The sequence below is a fragment of the Acanthopleuribacter pedis genome (genome assembly GCF_017377855.1).
GTDB lineage: Bacteria > Acidobacteriota > Holophagae > Acanthopleuribacterales > Acanthopleuribacteraceae > Acanthopleuribacter > Acanthopleuribacter pedis.
In genome coordinates, this window is sequence record NZ_JAFREP010000024.1 from 90,091 (window position 1) to 105,856 (window position 15,766).

Here is a 15,766-nt window from a genome sequence, read left to right on the forward strand (position 1 = left end):
GGGCTTGAACCCGCATCGCACATCTTGGAACCACCGTTCCAGGGTGCGGCGGCGCGGATTCGCGGAAACCTGCATTTGCCGGCCAATCCCCGTCCAGCAACGGATTCGATGCCGGCGCGCCGCGATCTCCCTTCAAAAAAGGAGCTACCATGATTGCCCCGCTCTCCGATTGTTTTGCCGAATTACAGGCACTCTGTACCGCGCTCAACCTGCAAGCACCCAGCCGCGGCGAAGACCCGGTCCAGGTGATCCTCCCCCTGCGCGACCACGGCCTGGTTTTCCTCGCCTACCAACCCGCCGCCGCGGCGGTCACGTTGACCTATCGCTTCTTCGAGGCGAAACCCTCCCCCGCCCTCTACGAGGCCTTGCTCATCGCCAACCTCAGCGCCGAACCGGTCGACACCCGGCTCGGCCTGGAACTGGCCGGCGATTGCATTTTGTTCGAGGGCAGCTATCGCCCCGGCTGTTGCGACGGCGACCTCACCCACTACACCCAAACCTTCGTCAACCAAATCCGGCGCTGGACCCACTTTCTGGCCACCCACCACGGGGACCCGACCCAACCCCTTGGTTTTGAACCGGAACCCGTACCGGAAACGGTGCTGTCCACCACCCAGCCCCACACAAGGCAGTTCGCCTAATGCCACCGAAGCAGCGCGATCCATCGCGCAGCAGCGCGATCCATCGCGCAGCCTCGGAACCACCCCGACGGAGGATTTTTATGATTGAAGACACCACCCCGACCAACGGCGACCCACTGGCGCCGCTTGTGGCCGCGTTCGCGGAACGCGCCGGCATCGAACCGCCCGAGGCGGACGCCGACCACTGCTACGGCCTGCTGTTTAACCAAACCACGGCGGTGTACCTGCGTAGCGAACCCGACCGCGATCGCATCGCGCTGTTTACCCCCTTCCCGGACATCACCGACGACGACACGGGTTCGACCTGGCGGCGACTGCTGCATTTCAACGCAACCGAAAGGGCCACCCACCTGAGGTTCGCGCTCGAACCCCGGACCAAAACACCGGTCCTGATCCTCGAGCGCCCCGCCGAAGGTTGCACCACCGACGACTTGGAAAACGCACTGGACGAACTGCTGGATGCGGTCGCGCGCACCCACCAACCCTGGTTCGACCAAACCGGCCCGACCGAAACGCTTGCCGCGGAACCGGGACCGGAGGAACCATCTCCCGCGGACGAACACCTCGCCCCGCCGTCCCCCTCCCTCCTGGCATAACCAACACCCTGATACGGCCTTTCGCCGCCAACCAACGCGGCCCAAAACACCGTTCCCGCTTAACCCGCATTTCTCAAAAAGATTCGTCGCGAGAAGCTGAAAGCCTCGTGAGGAATGCGGGTTAGGGTCAAAACCGCCGGCGCGTGGCCGGCAAAAGCACCCTTCGCCTCGTGCCGTCTCGGCCTCCTTGCCACCCATGCCAAGGGTTATGCATTTCATTTCAGAGGAGCCCCCTTATGAGTCCCACCCTTCAACAGTTCCGCCAGATCGCCAATAGCCAAAACAGCCAGGTATTGCAGAGCCGCGGCCAACAACAGCAACTCGGCGTGCTCGGCCGCTTCAAACACCACCAAGTCCAATCCCTCAACGGCGCGCTGAGCAAAAAACTCAGCAGCACGGAGCTGGAAAGCAACCAGGCGGTCAAACAACAGTTCGCCAAGGTGCTCACCAAAAATTTCGACGGCCTGTTTGTGCTCTCCGCGCTGCAGCAAATCGGCCTTCACAGCGACCGGCCGTTAACCACCAAGGACGTGGCCGACATCCTCGCCAAAGGCAAGCGCTTCCAACTGCTCAGCCCCAACCAGGTCCAGCAACACCTGTCCGGCAATACCTTTCGCGATCAAGTTCTGCACATCGAAAAAACGATTCGCGCGGACAAGGGTTATTTCAATCAACCGCTGCCGCAAAAATTGCCGCTCAACCTGCACCCGATTCCCGATCTGGTCAGGCAAAATCTGCGAAACCTTAAAACGCCGGTAACCCGCGCCTTACTCGACACCATCGTGCAGCGCGTGGTGAAAAAACACCTCAACGGCACCAGCCCCGATCTGATGGTGCGCGACCCCAACCCGCGCCCCCCCTTACGCCTGCCCACGCTCCCAAAAACCACGGTGAGCACCCCCAAACCGATGAAAACCAACGCGGGTAAAACCATCAAGGGTTTGGTGAAATTGCCCAAACTCAAATCACAAAAACAGAGCTTTGGGTGGAACTCGGTGGTCTCCACGTTCAAGTCCGGCAACTCCAAGGCTGCCTATTTCGACAAGGTCAAAATCGGTCACAAGGGCAAAGAATTTTTACCGATAACCCGGGAATGGGCGCTGAACTTTACCGCGCTGCGTTCCCAACTCGACAATCCCAACCTCACCGCACCGCAACGAAAAATGATTACCAGCCGCGCTCTTGGCTACCTCTACAAGTTCGCCGAGGTCGGTAACCCAGTCCAAATGGGCTGGCAGGCCAACCAACTTAACCCAACCGGCAGCAATTATTTCCGACAAGGGCAATCGCAGCTTTTCACCCTATTTAAAGCGGAGTTGGAAGCCGGCCTCGGTTTGCCCAAGGGCACGGGTTACCCGGTGTTTGACAGAAAAGCCCTCGACCAGGTCAAACGCAATTTCGAGTTCGCCGCCAAAGACAAGCAGGTTTTTGAGATCAATGACATAAGCGGGCCGAGCGTGTTCCAAAATATTGCCGCGGCGGCGCTGAAAACCCGGGGCAAATTCTTTTTGGACATCTCGCCGTTGATCAACAAGATTCAGGTACCCAACGGGCTCGGCAGCGAACAAGCCGCGGCGGTTGGTGGGCAAATCGAAGACATTGTCGGCCAAGTTCGCGATAAGATTCGCCTGCAAGTGGAAATCCAGGTGCGGCAGAACAACCCCAAAAACACACCGTTGCGGGAAATCGACATCCAGACCCGCGAGATCATGCGCACGATCATGGACCACACGGCACTCGGCGGCACGGTCCGGGTCGGCGACCAAGATGTGCTGATCATGCGCGGCTTTGATCGCGGCGGAAACGCCGCGGCGCAGGCGGTCGCCAAGGACATGATGTACCATAGCGGCTATTTACTCGGGCCGACCCATATTCTCGAGAGTTGGGCGACCTTAGCACCCAGTATGGAATCGATGTTGAACCGCCTGGGCCAAGACATCTCCGATCTGAACCTGCCGGATGTGGTTGATTTCCCCACGCCGGATTATCATCTACAAAGCTACGACGGCATGGATGCATTTTTTAATGATCCCCAGGTCGCCGGGTTTTTTAAAACGACGATGCACGGCGGTGCGCCCAACTACGCGCAAGCCCTGGTCCCCCTTGTTTCGCGCCAGATGGAAGCGCTGAAAAAAACCATCATCCCGCTTTTGAAGGACCCCCACCTGGGCGGTATGGCACAGTTCGTCCTCAACCGAATGGCGGGCCATATGGAAAAGGCGACCAACAGTGTGAATAACATGCCGGCTTTCCTCAACCAGATGCACCTGATCAATGAAGAACTGGCGACCTTGGTTGCGCTGATCAAACCCTACAACCCCGACCATTTTTCGGCTCTGTACGAAAAGGCGGCGGGTATCAACCCACACGGGGTCAAGGTCAAGCCGCACCATCAATTCAAAAACGGCGGCATGCATGCGTTTAACGCGGTGCTTTCCGGGGTCGAACAGCTGACGGGGCGGCGCGACCTCAACGTGGTGGCGGTCAAAGGTTCCTACTACGAGGAGTCGGATCACGTGCTTTCCGAGACGGCCCACTACAGCAAGTCAACCTTCGACAGCAGCGATCCCAAGACATCGATCCAAAACATCAGGAGCAGCCTCAAAAACGGGCAGAAGCTCGATCTGTTCCTGGGCGAATTTCACCACAACATTTCCGCCTCGGTTAAGAACCGTTACAAAGGCGAGAACCTGGTCGCCCAAGTGAAGGAACTCTACCAGCAGGGCTTGGTCTCAGACACCTTCACGGTCGCCATCGACACCACCATCGCCAAAACCGACGGACCGGAGATCAAACAGTTCTTGGAAGCCTTCGCCGACAAAATCAACAAGCGCGAACTCAATGTGGTTTTTTTCCGCAGCGGTCAAAAGTTCGACATGGGCGGCAACGACAATTACAACGCGGGTTTTATGGTGTCCTACAACCGGGACCAACAATTCCAAGGGTTTAACCAAGGTTCGGCCAATATCGGCAATCCCTCGGAGGGGAACCTCCAGGGCATGATGCACATCGAACTCACGGCCCAAAAAGAACTCAACAACTACCGCAAGGCGATCATGAGTTCCCACGCCAAATTGCTGGATCCCAACAGCAAACTGGCGTTGTCCGAACGATTGCGCGATCCGAAACAGGTCACCGGCAACGAAAGCCTGCTGATCACGCCCAACGATGATTTGGAAAACACGGTGTTCCTCGACATCCGCTCGCCAATCCTCAACAAAATCCCCAAGGCAACCGGTCAAATGGCGGTGGATCCCCACGTCGCGGTCAAGAGTCTGATTGAGACAACGGCAACGAGCCGGGGTTTATCCTTCGGCGGGCGCGCCAGTTTCGGCTTTGCCCACACCAACACGGCCGTGATCGGCGGGCAAAATTTCCGGCTCACCTTGGGCGCCTTAACCGACAAGGAGATCGCCGGCTGGGGTCAAATTTTTGAGGATTTCCGCGCGGTCGGCGACATCGCGGCCGGGCTGCTCAAAGACCCCAAGGACTTCCATAACTTCGTAAGAACGACCTCCTCGAACATGCTCAACTTCCACCGCAATTTGGCCAATGCCAAAAAGAAGTACGCCTTTGCCGGCTCCCTCGAGCAGGGCAACCTGAACGTAAAGGTCACCCAGAATATGGACCACAAGGATCTGCTGAACCTGGCGACGTTATGGAAATCGGCCGGGGTGCCTCAAGCGGCCGAGGCCTTTTTGAACGTTCTCGAAAGCGTCAACAAAGGCGATAAATTCAAGCTGGCGAGCACGATTCACAAAATGCGGCTGGAGCTTGTCACCGAATACGCGGGCAAAGGTCACATGGAACACGCGGCGCGCTTGTTGGGCCAAACCAAGATGGACCCCGCCCTGCTTTCCCAAACAGCGGTGGCGGCGTTAAAGGCACGCACCCGCCACAACGCCCCGCTATCCCTTGCTGAAAAACAAGCCTACGCCCAACTGATCAACTACGCGGGCACGGTCAAAAACGGCATGGTGGCGGCCTTTCCACACCTGGCGCGGTTGGTGGAACGCGAACTCGAACAGGACACCAAATGGGCCGCGGTCCAAATTCAAGACATGGTGGTCAACCACGCCAAACGCCAAAACGACGGGACCTCGATTCGGGCCATGGAATTGGCACTGGCGGTCGTTGCCAAAACCGGTGATCTGGAGGGCCGCAAAGCGGTCTTCGGGTTCTTGGCCTCCGAGGTGAAAAACGGCAACATGAAGAAGGTCGACGCCTTATTGCGCCAAACCCTGCTTTCGCTGAATCAACCCCGCCCCAGCTTGAAGCTCGCCCAGAGCCAATACCAAAGCTTGCTCAAGCAGCTCCCCGCGGACATGGCGGCCAACAACCCACTGTTCCACATGGTCATGGTGGACAACATCGCGGTCGCGGCCATTAAGGAGGGCAATCCCCAAGAGGCGGTCCGCGTGATCGCGAAATTGGTGCAGGAACAGAACTTAGCCGATCCCGGCCTGAAGCGTGAATTCAGCAAACGCATGGTCGCGGTGCTCGATCAGTTGGTGCAACATCACCCGAGCCAGGTGAATCCTTTGCTGCGCGCGCTGGGTAACAGCGCCCATCCGATGTTAGGCCCGAACACCGATAGCGATACGGTGAAACGCGTCATGCACCACATTGCGGGCAACTTCGCCACGGCCGGTGGTTTGTACAATCCCCTGCTCAACGCCATGGTCAACGCGGTTTCCAAAGACAACCTGGCCGACATCAACAAAGACCTCAAGGCGCTGATCGCCGCCAACCAAAACCATTTCAATCAAAACAGGAACCTGATCCTCCCCATGCAGGATAAGGTGGTCAATAAGGCGTTGGAACACAGCGATTACCGCACCTATTTGGACGGCGTGGAACAGCGCATGCGCATGGAACTCAACCAACAACCGTTGCTCGCCCATCGCGACGTGCTGAAGGCGATCCTGCCCCACGCGATGAACAACCTGGCCATGGACGCATCCTTCATCGAAAACATCATGGGCCGCACCCCCAGCGACAGCGACCCCAGCCCCCTCACCGCGGTGATGGCGGAACTGGCGTCCCAAGCGCTGAGCATCGGGCGCGACGCCGAGGCCCAAACCCTGATCAGCCTGATCATGCTGGAACCCGCCGGGGCGGTCGCCAAAACCGCCAAAACCATCACCGGTCTGTTCGAGCAGATCCGCGGCCGAGATAACGGCCCCTATAATCTGCTCACCAATCACCATTTCGGCGTGACCACCACCTTGATCCAACAGGTGGCCCAGCGCGCGTCCCAAGCCTACGGCCCCGATGATTTGGCCCGTTACCGCGACCAACTGATCAACTTGGAGAAGTTGGTGGCGATGGACCCGGGAAAAAACGGAAAAATTTTCGGCCAATTGATGCTGAACGCCTACTTCGCCATCGCGGAAAAGGCCGCCACCTTTCAGGACGGCGCCAACCTGGTGGTCGAAATGTTTGACCGCGCGGCCAAGAACCTGCCTAAAGAATTACAAGTCGATTTCGGCAGTTTGTCGGTCCGCCTGGCCAAAACCATCAGCCAAAACCAGCGCCCCGATTTGGCCCACCTCATCCAACAAAAAGCCCACCAAGTAACCAACTAAGGGTCGGCCGGGTTTTTTGACTTTTCCAGCGCTTGAGTCAAAAGCGCGGCGACGTCAGGGACCCGGTTGCACTCGTTACCGGCAAGTCAGATAATAGGCATTCAACAACAGAAATCAACCGGCCGGAACACAACCCTAGCCGCGAAGGATCAACCATCGCAATGAAATTGTACATCGCCTACGACCAGGGATCAGCCCGAGACCGAACGCATTACGCCGCATTGGAGCGGGCGCTAAAGCCGTTGGTGAGAAACCAAAGTGTTCGGATCAAGCCGCGGCCCGCTTCGATTCCCTCAAAAAACCAAGGCGGCTCATGGTTTCGTGCCTATACAGCGGCAATGGAAGACGCCGATATTATTTTGGTGCTCGTCAGCACCCACTATTTAGCCAAAGATGAACCGGCGCAAGAACTTCGTGCTTGCCGCGAAAGTGTGTTCAACCAAACAAACAAGTCCATCATTTTCATCCCCATCGCTCCCTTTTCCTTCTCGGGCACGGGTCTAAAACCCAGTGAGTTCCGTTGGCCGCAACCCGGCGTCTTTCTCACGGAGCTTGAAGAGCCGCTCCAGGAACGATTTTGGAGTGATCTGGTATCCCACCTCCGTTCTCCAGGCGCCGAAGAAAACCTTTCTCTTGATGGGGTTGGACAGCCTTACTACTTGAAATCGCTCACCCTCAAAGAATTTAAATGTTTTGAGCAGCTTCACTTAGAGTTTGACCACCCTTCACCGCTGGGCGGTCGTTGGCATTGTATCGCCGGTATCAACGGCGCGGGTAAAAGTTCCATTCTTGAGGCCGTTAGCTTGTGTTTGTTGGGCCCGGAACGCGCACAAGCGCTGGGCCCGAAACTGATCGGGCGAAAATGCCGAAATGGGCAAAAAGCTCAGATCACGGCAGAGGTTCTCGACACGAGCACGGGAAAGGCCCATCAACTGAGGGTCAACCTTCACCCCGACGGCCTGGATTTGCGCGACGCCCTCTCGGCAAACGGCATGCAACAAATCTGGGACCAGCTCGCCCTCACGCTTTTTATGGGCTTTGGCGCCACCCGCGATTTCAGCGAAAACAAGAAGCCGGAGGATCGACTCGGCGAAGAAATCCGCCGCCACCTCTCACTTTTCGACCCATTGGAACCACCCGTGGACGATGTCCAAGTCCTTAAAGGTATTGATCGAAACGATTTTCTCGCACTCCTTCAGCAGATGTTGAACCTGCTTCCAGAGGCCTTTCAGATTAAGGCCGGCATTTCGCCGTTCAACCAACTTTTGTTTGAACAACATAATCGCGAAATACCCCTATTGGAACTGCCCAGCGGCCTGCGTTCGCTGGTGATTTGGTTTACCGGATTGGTTCGCGAATGGTGTCGGGTCGCACCAAAACAAGCTGCCAACCAGGAACTCGCATCGATTCGCGGCTTGGTGCTGCTGGACGAAATCGACCTCCACCTCCACCCCAAATTACAACGCATCATCGTGCCACAACTGCGCAAACAGCTTCCCGGCGTGCAATGGATTGTCACCACCCATTCCCCCTTGGTCATCGCAAGTTTTGATCAACACGAGTTAACCTGGCTCAACCAAGAAGGACAGGTAACGCCGCTGGATCGCCAAGTGATCGGATTTACCCCGGACCAAATCATTCGGCACTTGATGGACACCAACCCAGAGAGCGAAATTTTGGCGGCCTACCATCGCTTCCAAGACAGCATCAGCAAGGGAGAAACGCCGAATGAAGCCGATGTTCTTCCACCTGAGCTGTTAACCGAGGTCATGAACCAAGCCCAATACCCCGAATTGGATGCTGCCGCCGCTCAGGAGCGTCTTGCTTGGTGGCGCAAACAAGTCAAAGCGTTCAACAAGGCGTCCACCAAGCCATGATGAAGGTACCACCACTGGACTGCCTGGTACCCAATTTGGAAACCAATGGGGCGGTTGTCAACGCCAAAGAAAACATCATTTCTTGGTACAAAGACGGCCGCGGAGGTAAACCGCCCACCCCACCGGACCACTGGAATGGAAACAATGCGCGCGGTGCTTTGATCGCACGGCAAGGCCTTTTCTGCGCCTACTGTCAAGTCGGTCTAAAACTCATCTGCCCGACAACGACGGTGGATCACTTTCGTCCCCAAAGAGCCGGTGAAGAGGATGACCATCAAGGTTACCTTTGGCTTGCATTCGATTGGTCCAACCTCTATCTGGTGTGCGACACGTGTAATAAAGCCAAAGGTACCTATTTCCCGTTGCTTGATCCCGCTCAACGCGTCGCTTTTTCCAACCGAGACGACATCGACCAAGAAGAACCGCTGCTCCTCGATCCCAGCGAACCCTTTCCCCCGGATCTTGTCACCCTAAAACTCTGCGATTCATTCCCGTTCCTGTTGCTAGAGGTGAACCCTAATCATCCCGGCGCGGCACGTGCAACCGCTACCATCAGCAAGCTTCGGTTGCATGGCATGGGACGAACCGAATGGCTGAAACACCGAAAAAAAGCAGTGGACAAGCTTTTTGAATCGCTCGAAAAAAAACGCGAGCAGGGCAACAGCGGCCCGCTGCCACCTTCTCAGCCAAATAGAACCAAGCCTGATCCCCAACGAAGACCAAGATCTCGGCATTTTTCTCGACACGCTGAACCAACAAATGACCCATCTTGAAAAAGAACGTGCCTTTTACGCGGCTACGGAGGGTCGCGACAAAGCTTATGCAACGTACCAAACCCCATTGGCGCGGCTGCGTTGGCCCTTTGCTTATTTGCAAAGACACCATCCGAAGCACGCCCTGGTTAAGCAATTTATCGAGAAATACCTCTCGGGAGACGCCAAACGGCAGATTAAGGGTTACCTCACGCGCTTGGACAACCTCAAGGTTCCCTAAAAGCGGCGACAACATAAAACCGCCTATCCCGTTCCTTTCACGGTAACTTTTGTCGGGGAAAACCCCTGCAATGGAGAGGCGGCGGCACCAAGAGTTCCTGCCGGGTCGCACGCACAAGGGACCCAAGCCGGGCCAAAGTTTTTGGGAAGCGGGTACTCGCGCCAGGTCTACGGGTACCAGCGCCGCGCCGTCGTGATCCAAGGCCGAGGTTTCTCCGCCCGGTGCCACAACTTGGGCTTGCCACTAAGCAATCGCCCAGCTCTTGGGGACCCCTGAAAAAAGGGGTGGTCTGGGTTTGGGAGCGTCTTAGGCCAAAAAGTCGGCCCAGGCGAAACCATTCAGGTTTACCAGGCGGTTCGCGAGGCATTGGCCGTTCCGATTCGAATCGCCACGCAAACCTAATGCTGCTTGCTGGTCAAGCAGGAAAAAAGAAAGGGGTCAACCGGGGAGGGTGACCTGCATGCCCAGGTGTTCGCCGACATCGTTGGTGGGATCGAATGAGAAACCCTGCTCGCTGTAAAACTGGATCACCGCGGGGTTGTCGCGGTGGACGTTGAGGCCGACATTACCGCGGAATCCGGCACGCGCCAACATGTTCAGGTAGGACTGGAAGGCCCAGCGACCAATCCCGCGACCTTGAACGGACTGGTCCACCAGGAAATGCGCGAACCAGACTAAGTTAGGGCGCCGTGGTTTGGAGGTGAACATGCCGATAGGTCGGCCGTCCAATTCAATGGCAAAAACGTCGGATGGGTTGGCGGGGTCAAAGGTTTGGGCGCGCAACACGGCCAGTGGCGGCGGCACGAAGGGTTCCTGCTCGGGTCGCACGCGCAAGCGACACAAGGTGGGCCAGTGTTGTTGGGTGACGGGGACCAGCGCCAGGCGTTCGGGCGCCACCGCGCCGCAATCGCGATCCGCGGCCGCGGCGGCTAAAGCGGTGTGGGCGACGCGAAGGCGTTCGCCGGGTTGGTTTTGCTTGATGGCGCAAGATGGCAACACCACACCGACCGCGCGGAGCCAAGAAAAAAACCGGTCAGCCTGATCGGTGGGTGTGGTGGCAAGGGGGGCCGTCATGGGTGCCTCCAAATTCGTTGTGCCACCCGGCGCGGCAGCGGCCCCGAATGGACCACGGGCAAGTCGCCCGGCCTCGTGATTTGCAACCGCGCCGGTGGCTGGGTAAAGGGAAGGTTACGGGTTAACTTTGGAGAAACCATGGCATGCGCCAAATCCCCTCAGCCGCAAGCCGAAAAAGTGACCCAGATCACACCGATTCACTGCAACGGAGGTGCGTGGAAGTGGATCCTCACGGAAGAACCATCATCGTGGCATGGGCCGTTGTTTAAGATAACTTCGGCAAGCTTATTTGCTATGATAAGCCACCTTAACCCATTGGTAACAATCTCTATCAATTCGCCTCTTTTCCCCGCCTTTAGAAACTTGGTTATCCTAAAAGGTTTTACCGCCGTGACGCGAAATCCGCCCAACAACCCCTCAACCTTTCAAGAGCTGTACCGAACTTACTACCGCGCCGTGCGCAATTTTCTCCACAGCAAGGGACATCAGCCCGACTCGGCCGAGGATTTGGCCCAGGAAACCTTCCTGCTGGCGTTCAAGAACTGGTCCCATTTCCGTCACGAAAGCAAGGCCGCCACTTGGTTGCAGGCGATTGCGGCCAGGGTCTCACTTGACAACCTGCGGCGCCGCCTTCGTCGCGACGACTTGGCGCCCATGGTTCCGCTTGAAGGCATTAAGGAAGGTACGGAACAGGCTGTTGAACATGCTCCAAACCGGCTCCTCACGGAAACGCCGTCACAAGAACAACAACTTCTGACCGATGAAATCAACAAGTCCCTTTTAGAAGCCCTTGACCAGTTACCCAGCGAAGAGCGCGACTGTTTGTATTTTCGCTATCTGCAGGGATTGAGTTATGGCGAAATCGCCTTGGTAACCGGGGTGCCCGAAAGTTCGGTTAAGGATCGCCTGCGAACCGGTCGCACCAAACTACGCAAGGTATTGCCGGCCTTCACCCATCCCAGAGCGCGCCCCATGGTGAACGCATCGAAAACCACCAGCCCTTCATCTTGACCCAAGAGTGAGAACCCATCGTGACCTATCGAGACATCCACCCCAACCAAGAAGCGGAAACCCAATCGGACCAACTGCTAGAAGCCTTTTTCCAGCAGCAGGTCGCGACGGAACAGGATCATCCCGACGCGGGCCTGCTGGCGATGTACAGCGATGGGCGGTTGGACGAAGCAAGGGCCCGGCAAGTTCAGGACCATTTGCGTACCTGCCGCGAATGCACGCGGATCGTTTTGGATTTACGCGGCGCCGCCGGTCATGACGCGGAAGCACCGCCGATTGATGATGCGACGATTGAAGCGGCGTGGCAATCCTTCGTCGCGCGGCACCCCGCGGCGGCGGAAGAAACCGGCACACGGGCGAATAAGACGGCCCGGAGGAAGAAAGGCGCCGCCGCGTGGGCACCATGGCTCACGCTCGCCGCGGCCTTACCGCTTGCATTTTTGCTAGGGCTTTGGTTCGGTCGCGCGCGGCCGGCGCCGCCACCTGCGCTGATGGCAGGCGACCAGATCCTGCAGCTTTCCGGCGAGACCTTTCGAGGCGAAGACAACGGCATTCCCCACCTTTCGCGTCAATTGGAAACCGCGGTCATCCACCTCATTCCCACCAAGCCGACCCGCTACCCTTCTTACCGCATTCGCTGGACTCGCGAGAACCAAATCCTGGGTGAAATCGCCCCGCTCCAACTACACGAGATCGGCGTTGTCACCTTGGTGGTCGCCCCCGCCCAGTTTCCCGCGGGCGACTACGAGCTGCACTTGGCCGGCTACAACGGGACGGATTTTGAACACCTCGATACCTACCAACTCAGGTTAACCAACGCGCCGCAACCCATGGGCGCACGCTAAACGCCCCGCTGGAGTCACCCGATGCACCGGCACCTACTTCCCCTTTTGTTGTTTGTGCCGGTTTTCGGGTGGCAGCATGCTTCGCTGTTCGGCGCGCCGCCGAGCTTGACCTTGGCGGACGGTGACCGGATCCGGCTGGATGTGGCGCAAAACACCCGTTGGTCCATACCCCTCAAAGCGGGCGATGGCTTGGACGCACAAGTGATTCAAGCCGGCATCGACGTGGTCGTCCGTTTCCGCGATCCCACCGGGCAGGTGCTGTTGACGGTAGACAGTCCCAACCGCGACCAAGGACCCGAACCCCTTAGCTTCATCGCGCCGGAAGACGGCGCCTACGGCTTGGAAATCCAACCCTGGAACCCCGCGCAACAAGGCACGGGCACGGTGTTGCTCGCCGTGCGGCGGCTTGGCCGGGTCGATGCGGCCCTGTCGCGACGGGCCGCGGCGGTGCGCCATTACGCACGGGCGCCGGCACACCGCGACGCGGGCGCGTTGGATGCCGCGGCGGCGGCTTACGCGGCGGCGGCGGCGGCCTGGCATCATGCAGACGACGTATACCCACGCGGTTGCGCACTCCTGGAACAGGGCTCGGCCCTGACGGCCCTCGGCGAACCGGCCGACGCCCCGCTTTTGGCGGCCCGCGCCTGCTTTGCCAACGCGGGCGATTGGGCCATGGCAAGCGATGCCGGTCTCAAGGCGGCAGCGAGCAAGGCCGCGCGGGGACGGCGAAAACAGGCCGAGATCTTCTATACGGAAGCCATGGACGCGGCGGTGCTCAGCGGTTCCAGCGCCCACCAAGCAAGGGCCGCCAACAACCACGGCTGGTTCCTTCACCAACAAGGCGAGCTGCGTCGCGCCCTGATCGCCTACGACCAAGCCCTGCACCACTGGCGCGAAACGGACCAAGCATGGGAACACGCCAACACCTTGCAAAATGCGGCGCGAACCTACCAACTGCTCGGGCGGCTGGACCATGCCGCCGACGTGCTCCAGGCGGCCGTTGACCTGTTCGCACCGCTCGCCGACCCCGACCGACAGTGCAGCCTCCACCTGGATGCGGGATGGCTGGCCTACCGGCGCAAGGACTGGGCGACGGCCCAAAAACACCTGAACCAGGCGCGGCGACTGGCCGCAATCCATTTGACGCCCAAGGCCGAGGCGGCCTGTTTGGATCGCCTGGGTTCCCTGGCACGTGAGCAGGGGCAGGCGACGACGGCCCGGAACCATTACCAACAAGCCCTGGCGCTTTACCCAAGCGATGCGAATCTGGCCCGCGCACGCACCACCATCAATCTCAGCGAGTTAGACCTCAACCAAGGCCGCGCTGAACGTGTCGTGGCGCCGTTGCGCGCGGCGGCCGCGGTGGTCGCCGGCGCGGGAGATCAACACGCCTTGCTGCACTGCCACTTTTTGCTGGGAAAAGCATTCGCGGCCACGGGACAACACCGCCACGAGGCCGAAATGGTCACGCGCGTCTCCGAACATTTGACGAAACTGGCCGACGCGACGGGCACCAATCAACAGGGCACCGCCCTGCTGGAAACCCGAACCTTTTATATTGAATACCTCCTGGACTTTTACGCCCGCGGCCACGTCCATCGCCGCGAGGACGGCGCCGCGGCCAAAGCCCTGCAACTCTGGGAAGGGTTTCGCGCGCGCAACCTGGCAACCGGGTTCGGCAACGAAGCGACAGCGTCGGTTTTGCCACCGTCCCAAGCGGCCGAACTGGCCGCGATCCGAAGCCGCTTGATCACCCAACGCGCGGCGATGACCGACGCCGAACGCGCGGCGGACGCCGAACGCCTTGAGGTCCTGCACACGCAAGTTCGCGACTTGCTCCGACAACGCGAGGCGGTGATGGAACGCCTCCCCCCAACCAACACGGCCAAACCACAAAACCTGGGGCCGGCGGATTGGCATGCGTTGGTGGATCCCGGTGTCTTGGTGTTGGTGTATTTTCACGGGCCGAGCCGGGGTTTTGTCTGGGCGCTCACCCACAACAGCCTCGATTTTTATCCGCTGCAACCGATTGACGCGGCGCTGGTCAAGGTGACCCGCCAGAGTTTGCGCGGCCCCGCATGGCAAGCGGCTTGGCCGCTCCGACGTGCCCAATTGGGTGCGCTGCTGCTGGGGCCGGTCGCCAAGCATCTGCCCGGCGTGCGTCACCTCGCGGTGCTGGGTCACGAAACCTCGGCCAGGATTCCCTTCCAAGTGCTCGCCCCGGCTGCCGGCGAACCGCCCTTGGTCGAACGGTTCGCCACGGTGCAACTCGCCTCATTGCAAACCCTGGCCCAGTACCGCAACCGCGCGGCGACCCGTGCCCCGGCGCCACGGACCTTGGCGATTGTGGGCGATCCCGTTTTTGGCGCGATGGATCCGCGCGGGACGGCAGCCAAGGCGACATCGACCTGGCAACCGGCGAACCCCGAGCTGGAGACGATCCTGCAGCATACGGGCTTAAGCCGGCTCGCCCCGCTCAAACACGCGGCGCGGGAGGTCGCGAACATCGCGGCTTTGGTTCCCAACAGCGATCATGCACGCCTCGAAGGATTTGCGGCGAACCTGACCCGTTGGCACCAATTACCGCCGCGCGATTTCCGCTTCCTCCACTTCGCCACCCACGGCTTACAGCCAGGACGGTACCCCACCTTTTCCGGCATCGTGCTGTCGTTGTACGATGCCGAAGGCCGCGCCCGGCCGGGATATTTGGATGCGGCCGTCATCAAACAATCGCCCCTCAATGCCGAGTTGGTGGTGTTGAGTAGCTGCCACAGCGGCTTCGACGGGGTCGCCTCCTCGATCACGGGACCCAGCGGTTTGTGCGGCGCCTTCTTTGAAGCGGGTGCACAACGGCTATTGGTGAGTTTATGGCCGGTCAACGACGCCGCCACGACCCGGCTCATGACCCACTTCTACGAGGAACTGCTGGTGAAAGGCAAACGTCCGGCGGCGGCGCTTCAGGCGGCGCAAATCCGAACGGCCAAAACGCCCCGCTTTTCGGCCCCCTTTTATTGGGCGGGGTTTGTGCTGCTCGGCGATTGGCGTTAACCACTGAGATGACAACACTTGCCATCAGCCGTCACCCGACCCGTTTTCGCTGTCTCATTTTTTTTTAGCCTTTTGCTCCCCAAATCAGCCACT

At 59.0% G+C, this 15,766-nt stretch carries 10 protein-coding genes; 9 read left to right on the forward strand and 1 reads right to left on the reverse strand.

Annotated elements, in window-relative coordinates; all coding sequences use genetic code 11:
• Nucleotides 1–149 precede the first annotated feature (149 nt).
• The 6 genes from J3U88_RS23280 to J3U88_RS23305 all read left to right on the forward strand — a co-directional run bounded on the left by J3U88_RS23280 (nucleotide 150) and on the right by J3U88_RS23305 (nucleotide 9,695).
• The gene (locus tag J3U88_RS23280) at nucleotides 150–641 is read left to right on the forward strand and encodes a hypothetical protein (RefSeq protein WP_207861395.1); all 492 of its coding nucleotides are present in this window, start codon (nucleotides 150–152) and stop codon (nucleotides 639–641) included.
• 80 nt (nucleotides 642–721) lie between these two features.
• Nucleotides 722–1,237: a type III secretion system chaperone gene (locus J3U88_RS23285; RefSeq protein WP_207861396.1), complete on the forward strand. Its 516-nt coding sequence runs from the start codon at nucleotides 722–724 to the stop codon at nucleotides 1,235–1,237.
• Between the two features lie 236 nt (nucleotides 1,238–1,473).
• The gene (locus J3U88_RS23290; RefSeq protein WP_207861397.1) at nucleotides 1,474–6,825 is read left to right on the forward strand and encodes a hypothetical protein; all 5,352 of its coding nucleotides are present in this window, start codon (nucleotides 1,474–1,476) and stop codon (nucleotides 6,823–6,825) included.
• 161 nt (nucleotides 6,826–6,986) lie between these two features.
• Complete coding sequence (locus J3U88_RS23295) at nucleotides 6,987–8,702, forward strand: AAA family ATPase (RefSeq protein ID WP_207861398.1); 1,716 nt, start codon at nucleotides 6,987–6,989, stop codon at nucleotides 8,700–8,702.
• Between the two features lie 35 nt (nucleotides 8,703–8,737).
• The gene (locus tag J3U88_RS23300; protein ID WP_207861399.1) at nucleotides 8,738–9,475 is read left to right on the forward strand and encodes an HNH endonuclease; all 738 of its coding nucleotides are present in this window, start codon (nucleotides 8,738–8,740) and stop codon (nucleotides 9,473–9,475) included.
• Nucleotides 9,462–9,695: a hypothetical protein gene (locus J3U88_RS23305; protein WP_207861400.1), complete on the forward strand. Its 234-nt coding sequence runs from the start codon at nucleotides 9,462–9,464 to the stop codon at nucleotides 9,693–9,695. Before J3U88_RS23300 ends, J3U88_RS23305 begins: the two co-directional genes overlap by 14 nt.
• A gap of 438 nt (nucleotides 9,696–10,133) precedes the next feature.
• Here J3U88_RS23305 and J3U88_RS23310 read toward each other — a convergent pair whose 3' ends face one another.
• The gene (locus tag J3U88_RS23310) at nucleotides 10,134–10,769 is read right to left on the reverse strand and encodes a GNAT family N-acetyltransferase (RefSeq protein ID WP_207861401.1); all 636 of its coding nucleotides are present in this window, start codon (nucleotides 10,767–10,769) and stop codon (nucleotides 10,134–10,136) included.
• A 390-nt stretch (nucleotides 10,770–11,159) separates the two neighbouring features.
• On the opposite strand from J3U88_RS23310, the gene J3U88_RS23315 reads away from it, so the two are divergent.
• Genes J3U88_RS23315 through J3U88_RS23325 form a run of 3 tightly spaced genes read left to right on the forward strand, consistent with a single transcriptional unit; the run spans nucleotide 11,160 to nucleotide 15,673 of the window.
• Nucleotides 11,160–11,780 carry a sigma-70 family RNA polymerase sigma factor gene (locus tag J3U88_RS23315; protein ID WP_207861402.1) on the forward strand — a complete coding sequence of 207 codons (621 nt, stop codon included), beginning with the start codon at nucleotides 11,160–11,162 and terminating at the stop codon, nucleotides 11,778–11,780.
• 20 nt (nucleotides 11,781–11,800) lie between these two features.
• Nucleotides 11,801–12,625: a zf-HC2 domain-containing protein gene (locus tag J3U88_RS23320; RefSeq protein WP_207861403.1), complete on the forward strand. Its 825-nt coding sequence runs from the start codon at nucleotides 11,801–11,803 to the stop codon at nucleotides 12,623–12,625.
• A gap of 21 nt (nucleotides 12,626–12,646) precedes the next feature.
• The gene (locus J3U88_RS23325) at nucleotides 12,647–15,673 is read left to right on the forward strand and encodes a CHAT domain-containing protein (RefSeq protein WP_207861404.1); all 3,027 of its coding nucleotides are present in this window, start codon (nucleotides 12,647–12,649) and stop codon (nucleotides 15,671–15,673) included.
• Nucleotides 15,674–15,766 lie beyond the last annotated feature (93 nt).

Bases quoted from the DNA above. Each gene is read 5' to 3' on its own strand.
- J3U88_RS23305 (WP_207861400.1), top strand. From the start codon at position 9,462: ATGACCCATCTTGAAAAAGAACGTGCCTTTTACGCGGCTACGGAGGGT.
- J3U88_RS23285 (WP_207861396.1), top strand. From the start codon at position 722: ATGATTGAAGACACCACCCCGACCAACGGCGACCCACTGGCGCCGCTT.
- J3U88_RS23325 (WP_207861404.1), top strand. From the start codon at position 12,647: ATGCACCGGCACCTACTTCCCCTTTTGTTGTTTGTGCCGGTTTTCGGG.
- J3U88_RS23295 (WP_207861398.1), top strand. From the start codon at position 6,987: ATGAAATTGTACATCGCCTACGACCAGGGATCAGCCCGAGACCGAACG.
- J3U88_RS23290 (WP_207861397.1), top strand. From the start codon at position 1,474: ATGAGTCCCACCCTTCAACAGTTCCGCCAGATCGCCAATAGCCAAAAC.
- J3U88_RS23280 (WP_207861395.1), top strand. From the start codon at position 150: ATGATTGCCCCGCTCTCCGATTGTTTTGCCGAATTACAGGCACTCTGT.
- J3U88_RS23310 (WP_207861401.1), bottom strand. From the start codon at position 10,769: ATGACGGCCCCCCTTGCCACCACACCCACCGATCAGGCTGACCGGTTT.